Annotated in this window: 19 protein-coding genes and 1 pseudogene; 10 read left to right on the top strand and 10 right to left on the bottom strand. The window is 51.2% G+C overall.

Annotated elements, in window-relative coordinates; all coding sequences use genetic code 11:
* Window positions 1-862, bottom strand: an 862-nt coding sequence (locus MVG27_RS06025; protein ID WP_297556355.1) for a pyridoxal phosphate-dependent aminotransferase, incomplete at its 3' end; no start/stop codon positions are given.
* A 283-nt stretch (window positions 863-1145) separates the two neighbouring features.
* Between MVG27_RS06025 and serK the strand changes: the two genes are divergently transcribed.
* The 3 genes from serK (at window position 1146) to MVG27_RS06010 (ending at window position 3180) form a co-directional block, all read left to right on the top strand.
* A complete protein-coding gene (gene serK / locus MVG27_RS06020; RefSeq protein WP_297550407.1) occupies window positions 1146-1874 on the top strand; it encodes an L-serine kinase SerK in 729 nt (242 codons plus the stop codon).
* A 167-nt stretch (window positions 1875-2041) separates the two neighbouring features.
* On the top strand, window positions 2042-2473 hold the full coding sequence (locus tag MVG27_RS06015) for a DUF835 domain-containing protein (protein WP_297550419.1): 432 nt from the start codon (window positions 2042-2044) through the stop codon (window positions 2471-2473).
* 44 nt (window positions 2474-2517) lie between these two features.
* Window positions 2518-3180, top strand: a complete 663-nt coding sequence (locus MVG27_RS06010; protein WP_297550405.1) for an HAD family hydrolase — start codon at window positions 2518-2520, stop codon at window positions 3178-3180.
* Here MVG27_RS06010 and sufB read toward each other — a convergent pair.
* The 3 genes from sufB to lonB form a co-directional block, all read right to left on the bottom strand.
* Window positions 3164-4504 carry a Fe-S cluster assembly protein SufB gene (gene sufB, locus MVG27_RS06005; protein ID WP_297550403.1) on the bottom strand — a complete coding sequence of 447 codons (1341 nt, stop codon included), beginning with the start codon at window positions 4502-4504 and terminating at the stop codon, window positions 3164-3166. The two genes, MVG27_RS06010 and sufB, sit on opposite strands and share 17 nt — an antisense overlap.
* Window positions 4501-5241: a Fe-S cluster assembly ATPase SufC gene (gene sufC / locus MVG27_RS06000; protein ID WP_297550401.1), complete on the bottom strand. Its 741-nt coding sequence runs from the start codon at window positions 5239-5241 to the stop codon at window positions 4501-4503. Before sufC ends, sufB begins: the two co-directional genes overlap by 4 nt.
* Before the next feature lie 114 nt (window positions 5242-5355).
* Window positions 5356-7260 carry an ATP-dependent protease LonB gene (gene lonB / locus MVG27_RS05995; protein ID WP_297550417.1) on the bottom strand — a complete coding sequence of 635 codons (1905 nt, stop codon included), beginning with the start codon at window positions 7258-7260 and terminating at the stop codon, window positions 5356-5358.
* A gap of 113 nt (window positions 7261-7373) precedes the next feature.
* Here lonB and MVG27_RS05990 point away from each other — a divergent pair, with 113 nt between their 5' ends.
* The 7 genes from MVG27_RS05990 to MVG27_RS05960 all read left to right on the top strand — a co-directional run bounded on the left by MVG27_RS05990 (window position 7374) and on the right by MVG27_RS05960 (window position 11142).
* Window positions 7374-8165 carry a DUF2666 family protein gene (locus MVG27_RS05990; RefSeq protein WP_297550399.1) on the top strand — a complete coding sequence of 264 codons (792 nt, stop codon included), beginning with the start codon at window positions 7374-7376 and terminating at the stop codon, window positions 8163-8165.
* A gap of 62 nt (window positions 8166-8227) precedes the next feature.
* Window positions 8228-8614: a RidA family protein gene (locus tag MVG27_RS05985; RefSeq protein WP_297550397.1), complete on the top strand. Its 387-nt coding sequence runs from the start codon at window positions 8228-8230 to the stop codon at window positions 8612-8614.
* A gap of 25 nt (window positions 8615-8639) precedes the next feature.
* Window positions 8640-9008 (top strand): Mov34/MPN/PAD-1 family protein, encoded by a 369-nt coding sequence (locus tag MVG27_RS05980; RefSeq protein WP_297550395.1) that lies wholly within the window; start codon window positions 8640-8642, stop codon window positions 9006-9008.
* A 48-nt stretch (window positions 9009-9056) separates the two neighbouring features.
* Window positions 9057-9446 carry a metalloregulator ArsR/SmtB family transcription factor gene (locus MVG27_RS05975; RefSeq protein ID WP_366078860.1) on the top strand — a complete coding sequence of 130 codons (390 nt, stop codon included), beginning with the start codon at window positions 9057-9059 and terminating at the stop codon, window positions 9444-9446.
* On the top strand, window positions 9439-9741 hold the full coding sequence (locus MVG27_RS05970; protein ID WP_297550393.1) for a nucleotide pyrophosphohydrolase: 303 nt from the start codon (window positions 9439-9441) through the stop codon (window positions 9739-9741). The genes MVG27_RS05975 and MVG27_RS05970 overlap by 8 nt, the downstream gene beginning before the upstream one ends.
* Window positions 9742-9910: 169 nt before the next feature.
* On the top strand, window positions 9911-10360 hold the full coding sequence (locus tag MVG27_RS05965; RefSeq protein WP_297550391.1) for an Lrp/AsnC family transcriptional regulator: 450 nt from the start codon (window positions 9911-9913) through the stop codon (window positions 10358-10360).
* 68 nt (window positions 10361-10428) lie between these two features.
* Window positions 10429-11142, top strand: coding sequence for a DUF92 domain-containing protein (locus MVG27_RS05960; protein WP_297550389.1), 714 nt, complete (start codon window positions 10429-10431; stop codon window positions 11140-11142).
* A 77-nt stretch (window positions 11143-11219) separates the two neighbouring features.
* Here MVG27_RS05960 and MVG27_RS05955 read toward each other — a convergent pair whose 3' ends face one another.
* The 6 genes and pseudogenes from MVG27_RS05955 to MVG27_RS05930 all read right to left on the bottom strand — a co-directional run.
* A complete protein-coding gene (locus tag MVG27_RS05955) occupies window positions 11220-12272 on the bottom strand; it encodes an SPOUT family RNA methylase (protein ID WP_297550387.1) in 1053 nt (350 codons plus the stop codon).
* A 62-nt stretch (window positions 12273-12334) separates the two neighbouring features.
* On the bottom strand, window positions 12335-12937 hold the full coding sequence (locus MVG27_RS05950) for a 30S ribosomal protein S3ae (RefSeq protein ID WP_297062331.1): 603 nt from the start codon (window positions 12935-12937) through the stop codon (window positions 12335-12337).
* Between the two features lie 15 nt (window positions 12938-12952).
* The gene (locus MVG27_RS05945; RefSeq protein WP_297468662.1) at window positions 12953-13213 is read right to left on the bottom strand and encodes a KEOPS complex subunit Pcc1; all 261 of its coding nucleotides are present in this window, start codon (window positions 13211-13213) and stop codon (window positions 12953-12955) included.
* Window positions 13203-14618 (bottom strand): DHH family phosphoesterase, encoded by a 1416-nt coding sequence (locus MVG27_RS05940; protein ID WP_297550385.1) that lies wholly within the window; start codon window positions 14616-14618, stop codon window positions 13203-13205. Before MVG27_RS05940 ends, MVG27_RS05945 begins: the two co-directional genes overlap by 11 nt.
* Window positions 14619-14649: 31 nt before the next feature.
* On the bottom strand, window positions 14650-15105 hold the full coding sequence (locus MVG27_RS05935; RefSeq protein WP_297062325.1) for a 30S ribosomal protein S15: 456 nt from the start codon (window positions 15103-15105) through the stop codon (window positions 14650-14652).
* A 97-nt stretch (window positions 15106-15202) separates the two neighbouring features.
* A pseudogene (locus MVG27_RS05930) lies at window positions 15203-15647 on the bottom strand (calcium-binding protein); the annotation flags it as partial.

The raw sequence follows: 15647 nt of genomic DNA, 5'->3' as shown, positions 1-15647 counted from the left end.
CCACGGCCTTCCAGCTCCTCTCGTCTTCAAGGGCTTTCGCCGCGGCGTACTGGACGAAGGTGACGGGGCAGGTTGCGTTGTACATCTGGAAGCGGGTCATCTTCTCGATAATCCACGATGGGGCCGTTACAAAGCCGAGGCGCCAGCCGGTCATGGCGAAGGTCTTGGAGAAGCCGTTTATCGTTATCGTCCTCTCGAACATACCGTCGAGCGAAGCGATGCTGTGGTTCTTAACGCCGTCGTAGACGAAGTGCTCGTAGACCTCGTCGCTTAACACTATGAGGTCATGCTCAACCGCGAAGTCCGCTATTTCCTCCAGGTCCTTCTTGGTGAGAACGGCTCCCGTCGGGTTGTTGGGGGTGTTTATGATGAGCGCACGGGTCTTGTCAGTGACGTTCTTTTCAAGGTCGTCAACGCTCAGGCGGAACTCGTTCTCTTCATGTGTTGGCACCTCAACGGGCTTCCCGCCCGCGAGTATGACCGCTGGAGCGTAACTCACGAACATGGGCGAGGGAATGAGAACCTCTTCCCCGTCCTTCAGAAAGGTCGCCAGCCCCATGAGGAAGGCTTGGTTTGCCCCAACGAGAACCATTATCTCGCTCTTCGGGTCCGCCTCGATGCTGTTCTGCTTCTTGAGCTTTCTCGCTATGGCCTCACGGAGCATCGGAAGGCCCGCGTTCGGGCCGTAGTGAGTGTAGCCTTTATCGAGGGCCTCCTTGGCGTATTCTTTTATATGCTCCGGCGTGTCGAAGTCAGGCTCGCCTATTCCGAGTGAAATCACGTTCTCTATGCCAGCAGCCAAGTCAAAGAGCTTCCTTATCTCAGAAGGGTTGACTACATCGAGTCTGTCACTTAATGCCATGAACATCACCGCTCTTCATTCTCAATGATGTTTATAACATTACCTGGACGAAAAGATGAGCATCGAAGTGCGAATAATTACATTGGAGTATGCCCTAGACGCGGACTATTTTGTTCTTTTGAGGAGTCGTCTTCAGATTTTCTTTAAACTTCCAGTAGATTTTTCGGGGTTTCAGTTTTTTTCTTTAACAAACCCCATAGGATTGTTGAAAATTTTAATGGAAAGCCTTTTTATCTTCCGATTCGATATCCGTCTGCAGGTTTAGGCTCGTGGAGGGGTGAAAATGGGTGTTGAAAAGGTTCCAAAGTACGATATCCCCACGGTTAAGGTTGACTATGTTTTTATTGAACTTGACAAAATGAAGCCCCACGAACAACTCGTTCAGAAAGAGCTGGAAGATTTCATAGAGAGCGTTACGGGTTCTGGTATTTTCTGGAAGCCTATGCTCTTGGCCAAAATCCCCGGAACAGAGGAGTATCTTATAGTTGATGGTCATCACCGTTGGGCTGGCCTTCAGAAGCTCGGCGCGAAAAGAGCTCCCTCCGTTATTCTTGACTATTTCAGCGAGGACGTAAAGGTCTACACTTGGTATCCTGCATTTAAGGGAGACCTCAACGAAGTTATCGAGAGGCTCAAAAAGGAGGGTCTTGAGGTCGTTGAAGATCCCAACGCTGAAGAAAAGGCTGAACGCGGTGAGATTGCCTTTGCAATCGTTGGTAAGAAAACCTTCGCAATTCCTGGCTCGCTGAAGGAACAGAAAATTGTAAGCAAAGTACTGGACGAGATGAACCAGGAAGGGAAAATTGAACTTATATACTATGGTCTTAAAGAAGACGCAAGGGAGGACATGGCAAAAGGTGAGATCGACTACGTTTTCATTAGAAAAGCCCCTACAAAGGAAGACGTCATCGAACTTGTTAAGCGTGGTGAAGTGTTCTCCCCAAAGACAACAAGGCACGTTCTTCCCTTCAATCCAGACAAGATTGACGTTAAACTTGAGGAGCTCTTTTAAAGTGTTCCAATAAGTTTTTAAATTTTATATCTCTATCTCTTCAGATCCGATGACGACGGATTAACCGACTGAAATGTGATGAGATCGGCCTTGACTGAGGGCACCTACATACCAACTTACAAAAAAAGGATATAAGGATCGAATCCTAGAGTATAATGGTGAGGAAGATGCTTAAGGCACTTACCCCCCTCTTCGCGGGGGCTCCCTCAGAGAGACCAAAAATTGGCAATTTTAGGATAGTCCATTCTCTGAGAGAAATACCCGAGGAGAGAGCTGTTGTTATTGGCAGAGCTGGAACTAAGGTTCCACCCGGATGGGAGCTTATTACAGTAAGTGCGGCACGGGGATTTTTTGGCCCTCGGGAGCTCCATAGAATTCTTGAGGGTATAGTTGCTAGCTTTAGAAATGACCCCGATAAAGCAATTGTTATAGCGTGTCCAGAATACCTTGCCCTCCACAATGGATTTAAAGCCCTTATAAAATTCCTCAATAATGTTAGGGACTATGCAATTCTGTTTGGAGGTAGAGTTTACCTCGTCACTGATGATCTTGCGTGGGATCCACGGGAGTTCGCCCTTCTCAAAAGACTTGAGGGATGAGCTTTTTATAAACCTCTTCTTCACAGTATATATGGGAAATAAAAATGCTAAAGGGTTTGATCTTTGATGTTGATGAAACCCTTGTTTATTACGAGGGATACACCTTAAGAAGATGGTACGATAACGTTGCAACGCCAGTAATGAAGAAACTCGGTGTTTTTGTAGATTGGGATACTTTCAAAAAGATTATTGAAGGAAAGCTTTCGAGAAAATACGTTGAGAAATTTGGGATAGATCACGTAGAGTTTTGGAAAGCCTTGGATAGGGCAAACAGAACCTATCGTGAAAACCTCTTGAAGGCAGGCAAGATTAAGCCGTTCCCAGACGTTGACGCGTTAAAAGAGCTGAGGAACATGGGCTTGAAGCTTGCCGCCGTCAGCAACGCATCTCAGGACAACACGGAGCTGGTTTTAAGGGCTTTTGGCCTTGATAAATACTTTGACATAATCCTTGGCAAGGACTATACCTATCTAGATGGAGTGAAACCTAACCCATACCTTGTTAATAAGGCTTTGAGACTTATGAAGCTAAGACCAGATGAAGTCCTACTTGTCGGGGACAGCATAAGGGATATCCTAGCAGGAAAAAGGGCCGGCGTAAAGACGGTAAACATTGTCCGCTTTGAAAAGGTTCCCGGGGCGGACTACTACGTCAATGACCTCTGGGAGCTGGTTAAAATAGTTAGGGGGCTCACATGCCCCCGCTGACGGCAAGCTCTATAATCTTTCTTATCTCAACCAGGAATTCCATTGGAATGTCCTTGAGCATTGGTTCAAGGAAGCCCTTGACGATAAGCTGTGTAGCCTTCTCCTCGTCGAGTCCCCTGCTCATAAGGTAGAACAGCTCCTCCTCGCGTATCTTGCCGATGGCAGCTTCGTGGCTCAGCTCGGCATCGTCAACCTTGCTGACAAGTCCCGGATACGTTTCCATTATCGCTTTGTCGCTCATAAGCAGGGCGTCACAGCTTATGTGCCCCTTGGTCTTCGGCGCCTCGGCCGTTATTATACCGCGCGTTATGACCCTGCTCTCGTCCATTATCACAGCTTTGCTCGCGTTTATTCCAGATGCCCCCTTTCCTTGGAGGAACATCCTGCCTCCGAGGTCAATGTAGTAGTCCTTCTGACCGAGGAGAATTCCATTCAGTTCGACGTAGCCGTTCTCGTCAACCCAGTAGCGCGGGTCGCCGATGTTGCTCTTTCCAGAGCCGAGAGTAACGGTCGTGTTGATGAAGCGCGCGTTCTTTCCTATCTTCGCCCTCGTCATCGGTCTCGTGTGAACGTATTCCGGCCAGTTCTGTAAAACCGTGAGCTGGCCCCTGGCGTTCTCGTGGAAATACGCCTCCGTCATGTCAAGGTGGAGCGAGTGTTTTAGAAGGACCGGCGAGGTACAGCCCTCGATTAGGTGGAACTCGGTGTTCTTCTCTGCTATTATGATTATGTGCGGTGCCTGAGCTAAAGCGCTCTCCTGAATCAGGAAGAACAGGTGGAGCGGGAATGGAACTTTTAGCCCCTCCTTGACGTACAGGAAGATTCCACCGTTCCATATGGCGGTATGGTAGGCTGTCAGCTTGCTTTCATCAACGCGGAAGAGCTTGAGGAAGTGCTGTTTCACTATGTCTGGGTATTTCTTAACGGCCTCCTCCATCGGGAGGACTATAAGGCCCTTCTTGGCCCAATCCTTGAGGAACTGGTTGTATATAACGCCTGTGTCAGTCTGGACGGCCAGTCCCGCCAGATATTTCTGCTCTACCTCGTCTATGCCGAGCCTGTCCAGGAGGGCCTTCATCTCCGGCGGTAAGTCGTCGAGGCTCTCGATTTTCTCCGGTATGCCTTCGACCTCGGGCTTTGCTATGAACTGAAGGAGCTGTTCCTCACTTATTATGGGGTCACTGTGAGGGGCCTTCTCAAAGGCTTCTAACCCCTTGTACCTTATCCTCGTCATCCACTCGGGTTCCTTGTTCCTCTTCGCAAGCTCTTCAATCTGGTTCTCGATTATGGCCTTTGCATCGCTAAGGGTTATCGTTTCCGTCATGCTCCCACCTCCTCGAACACTTTGCCGAATCCTTCCCTGTCAATCCTGTCAACCAGTTCACCGCTTCCCGTCTTCACTATCCTGCCGTCCTTCATTACGTGTACCGTAAGCTTCTCCCTGTCAAGGTGGCCGAGTATTCTTCCGTAGTGAGTTATCAGGAGTATCGCAGTCCCCTTTCTGTGGAGCTCGTCAATCTTTCTGCTTATCACGCTCAGGGAGTCAACGTCAACACCGCTGTCCGGCTCGTCTAAGATGAGGAGCTTCGGCTCGATGAGAAGAGCCTGGAGGAGTTCGAGCCTCTTCCTCTCTCCTCCGGAGAAACCGACGTTGACGTAGCGGTGTAAGTCCTCTTCCTTGAACCACAGCTCCTTTGCCTTTTCGACAATAAGGTCGTAGGCCTCTACCGGGTCCATACCCTTGAGCTCTACCAGAACCTGCTGGAGGAACTCTATTATCTTCACACCCTCGACCTCAGGTGGAACCTGAAAGGCCAGAAGAATGCCCCTCTTTGCCCTCTCGTCCGGGCCGAGCTCCTGTATCTCCTCGCCATCGAAGAGTATTCTACCCCTGGTAACTTTGTACTTTGGGTGGCCTGCTATCGTCAAAGCCAGCGTGGACTTTCCGGAGCCGTTGGGCCCCATTATGACGTGGAATTCTCCGGGTTTGACCTCGAGGTCAACGCCCTTCAGTATCTCCTTGTCCTCGACCGAGACGTGAAGGTTCTCAACTTTGAGCATTAGCTCACCTCCGTGGGTAACGTAGATGGGACGTTTTTTAAGCATTACTGGACACGGATGTGAACTTAAAACAGAAAACCCGGGTTGGAGTTGCAGGGCAATAAAAGAAAAAACTCAGTGTCCAATGGGGAGGGTCTCACGAATCTTCCTGAGGAGCTCCTCCTTGGCGGGAGAATCCTCAAGGGCTATCTCAAGGACCTCATCAATCCTCTCTACTGGGTAAATCTCTATCTTTTCCGCCTTGTCCGGGCTCAGGAAGACGTCCTTTTCGTTGGCCTTGGGGATTATGACCTTCTTTATGCCCGCCTCTATGGCCGCTTCAATCTTCGGGGTGGCACCGCCTATTGGAAGGACCTCCCCGCGGACGCTCAGCGAGCCGGTCATGGCAACGTCCTGCCTTATCGGGATGTTCTCAAGAGCCGAGATGACGGCGGTGGCAACGCTTATGCTGGCAGAGTCACCTTCAACGCCTTCGTAAGTCTGAAGGAACTGGACGTGAATGTCGTACCTGCTTATGTCCTCGCCCTTATAGCGCTTGATTATGGCCGAGACGTTTTGCACTGCCTCCTTCGCTATCTCGCCGAGCTTTCCTGTGACGATTATCTTTCCTTCCTCCTTGCTCGCGGCGGGAGCCACTACTGCCTCTATCGGCAGGACTATACCGCTCTCCTCACCGATAACGGCTAGGCCGTTGACGCGACCGATTTCGCTTCCATCTGTTTTGATTACCTGGTATTCCTTCTTTCTCTCGATGTACCAGTCGGCAAGCTGTTTCTCAAGGGGCTTAGCGAGCTTGAGGGCCTCCAGAACGTCCTCCCTCTCGACTATCTTCTTGCCCTTCTTGATTGCTATATCTCCCGCAGCCCTTACGATACCTCCAAGGTCCCTCAGGCGAAGCGTTAGATGGCCCTTTCTTCCCGCCCTCTTCTGGGCCTCTCTAACTATCTCCTCAACGGCTTCTCTGGTGAAGTGGGGAATCTTGCCATCGCGCTTTACTTCTTGGGCAACGAACTGAACGAGCTTTCTGCGGTTCTCTATTGTGTCGGGCATTGTTGTGCGCATGTAGACCTCGTAACCGTAACCCCTAATCCTTGAGCGCAAAGCCGGGTGCATCTTTTCTATCGTGTCGAGGTTTCCTGCGGCAACGAGAATGAAGTCACATGGGACGGGCTCAGTCCTCACCATGGCACCGCTCGACAGCTCGCTCTGACCGGTTATCGGGAACTTCTTCTCCTGCATAGCGGTAAGGAGGCTCTGTTGCATTTTCAGGCTCAGCGTGGCTATCTCGTCTATGAACAGAACACCCTTGTGGGCGCGGTGTATCATACCCGGCTCAACGCGCTCGTGGGCCGGAGTTCCAAGGCCACCGGACTGGAAGGGGTCGTGTCTGACGTCTCCGAGCAGTGCACCCGCATGGGCCCCAGTCGCGTCTATGAAGGGCGCCTTTGTCCTTCCGCAGTTGTCAACGAGTAGCTTTGGAACGAGGACGGTGTTCCTGAAGCGCATGTTGGAGAGGGCCATCATGGTGAGGATTATGACGAAGATGCCCATCAGGAGCGTCGTTGCTGTGAACTGGAGGAAGAGGGCGAACATGACGGTGAACATGACGAAGAGCAGTATGTAGGACTTAACGTTCTCCTGAGTCTTTGCCTTTTCCCTGTACTTTTCGACTATCCTCCTGCCCTGGCAGGCCGGAACGGTCTTTACCTTTGGCATGTTCTCGTCCTCTGGATTCGGGAAGACGAGGATGTCCTCAAGGTTTTCAGTTGGCAGAAGCTCCGCCATGGCCTGGCCGAGCATTGACTTACCTGTTCCGGGTTCACCTATGAGAAGGACGTGCCTCCTCTGAGTCGCGGCAGTTTTTATGACCTCAACGGCGTGATCCTGCCCGATGACCTGGTCTATGAGCTTCTCAGGAACCTTTATCTCTTCCGTTGTTTGGAACTCGACTCCGAGGTCGAGTTTTTCCCCATACTCGCGCGGGAGGGGTTTTTCCTTAACCATCTCCTCCTCGCCCATCTCCTTTCCCTCTTTCATCTCTAAGACCGAATGAACGGGTCGATTTATAACCTTTTTTCAAGGTGAGGAAAAAGATAAAAGCACCGAAGGAGACTTCAAAAACAGGTGAGAACATGAAGGTTGAGGAGCATGTAGCGTTTACAGCCCGGCACGGGGACTGGAAAGTTGCGAAAAAGCTCACAGATATGGAGGGTGAGAAAATAGCCCATTTTTTGGCGGGTGTTTCCAACACAGTTAACGCTCGCATTGGAGATTACCTTAGGGACGCCATGGACGTTGACGGAATACGGAAGCTCGCCGAGGAACTTAGGAAAGAAAGCCTTTCCGATACTGTTGTTGCCCTCAAGTCACCGGGGACAGCCAGGAAACTCGGTAACCTCGTGAACGAGGGCGATAAAAAGCTTAAGAAACTCCTCGTGGACGTTGCCAAGGCCTACCTCGTCAGGGAAACGCTTAGACCCCTCGTACCTGTTGATTACCCCGAGGGAATCCTTGAGGGAGTTGATGTGGAGTTCCCCTTCGAAGACGAGCACGTCAACTTCACGGCCAAACATGGTCGCTGGATAGTGGTCAAAAGGCTTATAATAGACGAGAAAACGCCAATGCTCGACGTGGCAAGGCTTCTGGCTAGCATAAACGAGACAACGACGCTCAAGATACCCGTTTACGCGGAGATAGACATTGAGGGAATTGAGGAAGAGTTTTCAGCGTTTAAGAAGGTCAAGAAGTCCGACATCCCCAGGGTCATCGAAGTTTACGAGGCCCTTGAACCGGCCGTTTACGCGGACGAGCCCTTCGAGGAGCACGCAAAAATCTATGCCCTCCGCGTGGCGCTCGATAAAATTGGCCTTAACCTAGACGTTCCTGCTAAATCCCTTGAGAAGTATCTCGAAAAGAAAGGATGATGAAGCCGAGGACACCCGAGGAAACGATGAGGAATCTTCGCTTCGCTGACGGAGGTGAGGAAATGGAGAAGAGAGTTGTCTATACCGAAAAAGCCCCCAAGCCGATTGGGCCCTACAGCCAGGCGGTTCTGGTAGAGGGTGGAAAGTTCCTCTTCGTTTCGGGCCAGATACCCATTGACCCCGCCACTGGCGAGATAGTCGGGGAAACTATTGAGGAGCAGGCAGAGAGGGCAATAAGGAACATGCTTGCTATAGTCGAAGAGGCTGGTGGAAGCGTTGAGAACATAGTCAAGGTTACGGCCTTCCTGAGCGACATAAACGACTACCCCAAGTTCAACGAGGTCTATGAGAAGTTCTTCTCAAAGTCCAAACCGGCCCGCGCCGTCGTTGAAGTGGCGAACCTGCCCAAGGGCGTGAAAGTTGAGATTGAGTGCATCGCCGTTCTCTGACTCTTTTTCTTTTGAGGTGGAAAAAATGAAAGTCCGAATTAGGAGAGAGCTACTTGAATATCTCCTTGAGCTGGCGAGAAATGCTTACCCAAACGAGTTCGCCGGGTTTCTCAGAGAGAAGGACGGAATCTTTGAGGAGGTTTTAATAGCCCCCAACCCCAGAACTGGCCCGAGCAGTATCTTTTTCGACACGTGGATGCTTCCCTACGATGAAACCATAAAGGGAACCGTCCATTCGCATCCGAGCCCAGCTCCCTGGCCATCGGAGGGGGATTTGGAGTTTTTCTCTAAGTTCGGAGGGGTTCATATCATAATAGCCTGGCCCTTCACCCCTGAAAGCGTCAGGGCGTATTCGAGCGACGGTTTTGAAGTGGCCCTTGAGATTGTGGACTGAATTTCATATGAAAAGTTTTATTAATCCCCCGCGCTATCCCTTTTGGTGATGGTCGTGAAGGTTAGGGAGCTCTTTGAAAGGCTAGATGAAAGGCAGAAGAAGAGCATAACAAAATGCATTGAGAGATGCGGGATTCCAGAGCTCGAGGCTGAGGTAGAGCCGGAGGTTGATCAGAGAACGATTGAGTTCCTCAAGGTGCTCTCAAATCCGTTGAGGCTTGCAATTCTCAAGCTGGTTCGCGATAACTGGCTCTGCGTTTGTCTGATTTCAGACGCTCTTGGCCAAGACCAGACGCTCATAAGCCACCACCTCAGAACTCTGAAGGCCTTAAACCTGATTGAGGAAAGGAAAGAGGGCAGAATGAGATTTTACAGGGCCAGAAAAGACGTCCTTGAGGAATACCTGTCTAAAGTTAGGGGGGAACTTCTCGGTGAATGAGTGGCAGGAGTTGGTTGATGGCCTCATAAGGGAGCTCGGTGGCTACTGGAAGCCCTTTGAGATGCTCGCCGCACTCATGGAGGAGCTCGGTGAGCTCGCGGATGCCATGCTCGGTTACGAAGGGGTTAAAGGGAAGGCCACCAAAGATAAGCTTCAAGAAGAGCTTGGGGATGTGCTTTTCGCACTCATTTGCATAGCCAACCACTATGGCATAGATGCCGGGAAGGCCCTTAGGGCCAGTGTGGAGAAATACCAAAAGAGAGATTCCAAATCGAGATGTTCGAAAACACGGTAATTTTTTGAAAGTAACATTTCTGCATTTTAACATTTTGTTCTACAAGTTCCCAAAAATTCCGCCAAGATAGGCACTTTAGAGTAACCTAATGGCTTAAATGAGTTTCCCGAAACGAAATATTTTTATAGGTATTGGCAAACTCTCCAAGGTAACTACCGGAGGTGAGCACATGAGCGATAAAATAACGGCTGTTGACCTTCGGATTTTGAAGTTGCTCGCCAAAAACGCCCGCCTTACATATAAAGAGCTTGCCGAGCTCCTCGGAACTACCAGGCAGAGGATTTCAAGAAGGATGAACAGGCTCGAACAGAATGGTATCATTCTTAAGTACACTATTATACCCAACTATGATGCCCTCGGATATATCCATGTCATTCTTGGTGTTACAGTTAGACCAGATGTTGATGTTGGTGAAGTCATTGCAACGCTCAAGGAAGATGAAAATGTTAAAATAATCCAGCGTGCACTTGGGTCCCACAACCTTGTTCTCCATATAATTGGTCCAAAGGACATGAGGGAGCTAGAAAAGATAATCTCAGATGTCACAAAGAAGATTCCAGGGATTGAGCACTTGGACATAACCTTTATTACTGAGACCGTGAAATTTGAAGCCCTTTGATTATTCTTTTTTGATGCTCTAGGAAAAAAGTAATAAGTAAAACTCATACCCATCACTAGGTGCAGAAAATGTTCGAGAGTCTCATCATGGACATTGCAGTTATTTCAGTGCTCGGTGTTGGCTCCTATAAACTAGGGGCTCTAGACAAACTTGGTGCACTTTCAGCGTCTCTACTAGGATTAGCTGTCATCTCTCTTGGTGGATTGTACCCGTTTCTAGCATTGCTCACCTTCGTCGTTATGGGAGTTCTCGCGACGAAATATCGTTACAAGGAAAAGAAGAAAAAAGGCCTCGCCCAGTCAAACGGGGGAGTTAGGAGCTGGGGAAACGTTCTCGGCAATGGCCTTGCTGTGGTTCTCTTCCTCGTCCTTGAGAAACTCTCCATGATGGACACATTCTGGGCGGCCGTTTTTGCGTCTATAGCGACCGTAAACGGGGACACGCTGGCGAGCGAACTCGGTAAAGTCTTTGGGAAGAAGCCGAGGCTAATCACGAACCTCAAGCCCGCAAAGCCCGGAACTAACGGGGCCATTTCTCTCGAAGGCGAGCTCTTTGCACTCCTGGGTGTTTTTGTGATAGCGCTCTTCGCTCTCCCACTGACCGTCTATAAGGCGAAGATGCTGTTTGCCGTTGTTGTTGGAGGCTTCATAGGGGTTAACCTTGACAGCCTCATAGGTGCAACGCTTGAGAACAGGGAAATAACCGACAACAACTCAACAAACTTCCTCGCGAGTCTGCTCGGTGGTTTAGTCGGGGCGGGTGTGTTTTACCTGCTTTCCTGAAGGCGGATGATGACTACGGCGGATTCCCGAGCGGTGAGGACGACCTTAGGGTCTGACGCCAAGAAAAAGAAAAAGGTTCACTCCTTTTCTTCGCTTTCCCTGAGGAACTCCTCGTAAACCTCCCAGAGAGAAACCAGTGTTGCCGGAATTCCATGCTCGGTGGCAAAGGTCATGTAGGGTGCCAAATCAACAACGTAATCCGCAAACCTGAAGAGTCCCCTTGGAATGCCCTCGCGAGAGCCTATGAACACTACGACTTCTCTAGCATAGTGAAGGTCCCTGGCGAGCTTGTCTTTGACTTCAGCCAGCGTTGGCCCCTTGGGGTCGGTAATGATTAGGAGTCTCTTGTTCCTCCTCTTGTCCCTGATTACCTGATAAAGGTCCCACACCGAGACGGGAACCTTCTCGACCTTCCACGGATAGGCCTCGCGCTGTATTTTATAACGGCTCTCCTGCCCGGCTTTAACACCCCTGAGAAACTCCATGAGCTCGAAGGCGTCCATTTTCTCCTTCGGCGCTATTATGAGCTCTTTGACCTCAAATGCCTGCGCGGCCCTGCCTATCTTCTCGCCGAACTTCCTGCAGGCCTTGTAGTCCCCCCAGTAGGGCATCTGGACGATTGTGAGTTTTCTGAAGAGCTTCCTCGCGTCAATCTTGTCAGGGGTGTACTTTCTGTACTCCTCACCGGGGATTACCGAGATGTATGCCCTATCGCCTATTATCTCCACCTGAACGACTTTATCTGGCCAGCTCAGGTTAACGTCTGCCCCCGTTAGCTCCTTTATCCTCGCACCCAGAACGCGGTTCACGTCTATGCTTGAAAAGTCGTGCTTTCCGCGCCTCTTTGTCTTGACGGCGTAGGTCTCGTTTTCACCAATGAGGTGTGCAATCTTTTCCGCGCTCTCGGCTATCTTTTCTATATCGGCATCGGTCTCGACGAGAACAGGGATTACCCTCTCAACTTCAGGAACTTCGAGGAGCTTTTCGAGGGCATTTTCATCGGCCTCCACCAGGACGAGTCCGGTGTAGCCCATCGGCGCAATCCAGACCTCCGCTTCCGGAATCGCCTCCTTGATGTAGTTCCCGGCCACTGCCTCCATGTCTCGCTGGGTTTTTACAAGAAACTTCATGGTATCACCCCTAGGGAGTTTACTAATTCGGCTTAAAACTTAAGCGGAAGAAGAGAGAGGCTTCAGGCCTCCGGCTCGGCGAGAACCTTAATCTTCCTAATCTCGGCGCGCTTAATCGGGTATATCTTCCTCGCTTCCTTGGCAATCTCCTGGGCAATCTGGCCGTTAACGGACTGAAGGACGAAGTCCGCGAAGTTGAGCTCCTCGGCCTTCTTGTAGATTATGTCCTGGATTATCTTCCTGATGGCCCTCTCCTGGCTGGTCTGGATTCTCCTGTAGGCTATGACCATGCCCATAACTCTGAGCTTGTAGCCGTCCTTGGTGGTGATGTTGAATATTCCGTCAACGCGCGTGGTCCTTCTCCTGACGAGTGAGCGAATGTAGCTCCTCGCGAGGGTGTGGCCCTTGAACTTGGTGTAGGCGTTCTGGCCCTTAACGTCGTAGACCTGGAAGTAGAGCTTGACGTGGCTCTTGGTGAAATCCCCGGTGAGGTCCCTAAGGGTGGTCTCGATGACCCTTCCTATAACCTTTTCAGGCTCGTCCGCCGGGGTAAGGCCGATTTCCTTGCTTCCGAAAAAGTCTGGAGCGTAAATCACGAACCATTCTTTCATCTTCCACTTATCCTTGGTAGCGGCTGCCCTACGCCTTGGGTTACCCCTTGCCATCTTAACACCTCCAATTCACACCTTTTCGGTCATTTCCTCGGCGACCTTGACCGAAAACACCAAATCATCGAGCGCTTTGATGAGTGTCTCAATCTCACCCGAGTATTTAACCTTTGTTATAACGTCCCCATCAACCCATCGGGTTCGCACATTTAAACTTTTCTTTAGCCCAGCGGGCATTGCCTCGTTGTCAACCTCTATCGCCTCAGCTATGGCCCTGGCCTTGAGTTCGTCGCCGTAGTGCCACCGTATCTCAACGTTTGCCTCAATTTCCATCCTTCTTCACCTGCTTCGCTAGAACCTCGTTGAAGAACTTTATGAACTCGTCTATCCTAGACTTCGGGAACCTTATTCCCGCGGCTATTGCGTGACCACCGCCCTCGCCGCCGAGCTTCTCGGCAACCTCCTTGAGCGCCTCACCGAGGTGATAGCCCTTTGCCAGAGCCTTTTCCGTCGTTCTGGCCGACGCCTTCACGAGGTTTTCATCCTCCTCACTGTCCGCTATGACAACAACGGGCTTTTCTGGATTTGCCAGACCAGCGTTGATGGCCATGTTGGCCACTATACCCACGAGCGTGTCGCGAATGTTTTTGCCCGCGTAAAAGACGTAGGCGTGTTCACCCTCTTCAACCATGCTCCAGTTCTGTATCAGGAACTTCCTGGCCTCTATCTGCTCCCTCTTGTAGTCCTCAAGCATCTTCCGGGCCTTTTTGTAGGCGTTCTCATCTCCGAGGCATATTGCCACGCCGAGCGTTCCAGCGTTCAGCCGTCCGGTGGCGTTGAGGAGGGTTGCAAACTCCCTCGCCTCGTGCCTGACGTCCCCCTCTGGATAGAGGGGGCTTACCACGACGTCGCCTATGAGCCTGTCTATTACCTCCTTTGGAGCGGAGTGCTTTATCATGTGGACCAGCAGGGCCTCGTGAAGCTTCCGCTTTTCCTCCTCGCGGAGTTGCCAGTAGTGGACTTCAGGGTCAAAGCCTCTGGCGCGGAGCCATTCAATGGCTTTCCTCTCATCTCCCGTAATCTCTGGGATTTCCGGGTTGGTCGCGTAGGCCAGCATCTGGTAGAGTGGCCTGCTCTCCCTGCCGAAAAGGCGGAGCTCCTTTCTGACCTCCAGAACACCCAGCTCTTTTCCGTCCTCAAGGATTTCAAGGTTCAAACCGTGGAACTGGCCGTCTATCTCCTGCATATCGCCAACGGCCCCAACCGTTGCTATGTAGGCCAAATCCCCGTTCTTCCTGTTCATCTCTCTTGCTATGAAATACGCAACTCCGGAACCGCTTAAATCGCGAACGCTGTTTGCCCCGAAGGGAACGGGGTTCACGAGGAGTTTCGATTCCTCCGAGAAGTCGCCCTCGGGAGGGTGATGGTCGGCAACGACGACGGTTCCGTCGAGTTTTTTCTGAATCAGTTCGATTGAACCGCTTCCCAGGTCGCTGAAGACGTAGATTTCTCTCTTTTCCCTTGCGAGCTCTTCTATAAGCTCCTCGCTGACCTGCTTGACTATGCTGAGCTGGAAGGTTCCGCCTTCCCTGGCTATTGCCTTTGCCAGAATAGCGCCGGCTGTAATGCCATCGGCGTCACGGTGGGAGATGAGCCTTATAGTGTGGCCTAACTCGATGTGCATCTTAATAAGCTCGGCTCCCTCGCGAACCCTCTCCAAAAAGGCTTCCCTGTCCACGGGGCATCACCAAGGAAGAAGAAGGAGAGGGTCAGCGAACGAGAAGCTTTGCCTGCTCCGGGTCGTAGCGCCACTTTGCCGGCAACTTCCCGGTTCTCCTGTAGTACTTGACGAGCCTCCTGATTTTGCTCTCGATGAGCTGGAGACCTCTCCTGGAGTGCTTGTCCTTCGGGTGCTGTTCGAGGTGCTTCCTGAGGTTGACGGCCCTCCTGATGAGGAACATAAGGTCCTCCGGTATCTCCGGCGCGAGTCCGTTCTCCTCAAGGATTTTGGTTATCTTCTTGCCCGTGACGAGCTTGACGCTCGGTATGCCGTACTGGTCGCGGAGAATCGTTCCTATCATCGCGGTGCTATAGCCCTCTTTCCTGAGCTTTATAACGAGAGCCTCGACCTCTTCGGCCGTGTACTCCACCCAGGCCGGCGGAGCGGTCCTTGGAGGCTTCTTTGAACCTGACTTACCCCTCTTTCTCGCGTGTATCCTCGCCATACAACCACCTCCCGGTGACGGCCAGCTCCCGCCAGCCGCCCCTTCGCGTTGGGAATTGAGGAGGGATTTAAAAAGGTTTGCCCAAAAAGAAAAAAACTCACCCAAAGTCGTAGCCGTAGCCGGAAACCATGAAGCCATAGACCTCGCAGTAGTACTCGTTGCAGGCTTTCACCGTCACATGATAGGTCGTCTTCTCCCTTCTCGCTTCAATCTCGGCCTCGTTGGCGTACTGAACCGCTTTTTCGGTGACGTAGTCGAAGGTTTTGTCAACTAACTGCTCCTTCACCCAGTCGAGCAGGCCATCTTTGAAGACCTCACTGTCAAAGCGCACCGAGTCGGGAGTTTCAACCCCATTTGTCTTAGGCATTTCCTCGTCCTCTGGAATGAAGGCCTCAACGCCCCCGACTATCGTCTTCACTCCCTTCGCCAAAGCCACCATACCGTAGGTTATCTTCGCGCCAACGCTCCTCGCCTCGACCATCTTGGCGGTTAAGATGCCTATGTCCTTTCCAGTCTTGAGGACTTCAACGCTGTTTTCATAT

It is taken from the genome of Thermococcus sp. (assembly GCF_027011145.1).
GTDB lineage: Archaea > Methanobacteriota_B > Thermococci > Thermococcales > Thermococcaceae > Thermococcus.
This window is presented reverse-complemented; position numbering and strand designations above follow the sequence as displayed.

What these genes read in the sequence shown, in the direction of transcription:
- serK (WP_297550407.1), top strand. Translation starts at nt 1,146, where the DNA reads ATGGGTGTTGAAAAGGTTCCAAAGTACGATATCCCCACGGTTAAGGTT.
- MVG27_RS06015 (WP_297550419.1), top strand. Translation starts at nt 2,042, where the DNA reads ATGCTTAAGGCACTTACCCCCCTCTTCGCGGGGGCTCCCTCAGAGAGA.
- MVG27_RS06010 (WP_297550405.1), top strand. Translation starts at nt 2,518, where the DNA reads ATGCTAAAGGGTTTGATCTTTGATGTTGATGAAACCCTTGTTTATTAC.
- sufB (WP_297550403.1), bottom strand. Translation starts at nt 4,504, where the DNA reads ATGACGGAAACGATAACCCTTAGCGATGCAAAGGCCATAATCGAGAAC.
- sufC (WP_297550401.1), bottom strand. Translation starts at nt 5,241, where the DNA reads ATGCTCAAAGTTGAGAACCTTCACGTCTCGGTCGAGGACAAGGAGATA.
- lonB (WP_297550417.1), bottom strand. Translation starts at nt 7,260, where the DNA reads ATGGGCGAGGAGGAGATGGTTAAGGAAAAACCCCTCCCGCGCGAGTAT.
- MVG27_RS05990 (WP_297550399.1), top strand. Translation starts at nt 7,374, where the DNA reads ATGAAGGTTGAGGAGCATGTAGCGTTTACAGCCCGGCACGGGGACTGG.
- MVG27_RS05985 (WP_297550397.1), top strand. Translation starts at nt 8,228, where the DNA reads ATGGAGAAGAGAGTTGTCTATACCGAAAAAGCCCCCAAGCCGATTGGG.
- MVG27_RS05980 (WP_297550395.1), top strand. Translation starts at nt 8,640, where the DNA reads ATGAAAGTCCGAATTAGGAGAGAGCTACTTGAATATCTCCTTGAGCTG.
- MVG27_RS05975 (WP_366078860.1), top strand. Translation starts at nt 9,057, where the DNA reads ATGGTCGTGAAGGTTAGGGAGCTCTTTGAAAGGCTAGATGAAAGGCAG.
- MVG27_RS05965 (WP_297550391.1), top strand. Translation starts at nt 9,911, where the DNA reads ATGAGCGATAAAATAACGGCTGTTGACCTTCGGATTTTGAAGTTGCTC.
- MVG27_RS05960 (WP_297550389.1), top strand. Translation starts at nt 10,429, where the DNA reads ATGTTCGAGAGTCTCATCATGGACATTGCAGTTATTTCAGTGCTCGGT.
- MVG27_RS05955 (WP_297550387.1), bottom strand. Translation starts at nt 12,272, where the DNA reads ATGAAGTTTCTTGTAAAAACCCAGCGAGACATGGAGGCAGTGGCCGGG.
- MVG27_RS05950 (WP_297062331.1), bottom strand. Translation starts at nt 12,937, where the DNA reads ATGGCAAGGGGTAACCCAAGGCGTAGGGCAGCCGCTACCAAGGATAAG.
- MVG27_RS05945 (WP_297468662.1), bottom strand. Translation starts at nt 13,213, where the DNA reads ATGGAAATTGAGGCAAACGTTGAGATACGGTGGCACTACGGCGACGAA.
- MVG27_RS05935 (WP_297062325.1), bottom strand. Translation starts at nt 15,105, where the DNA reads ATGGCGAGGATACACGCGAGAAAGAGGGGTAAGTCAGGTTCAAAGAAG.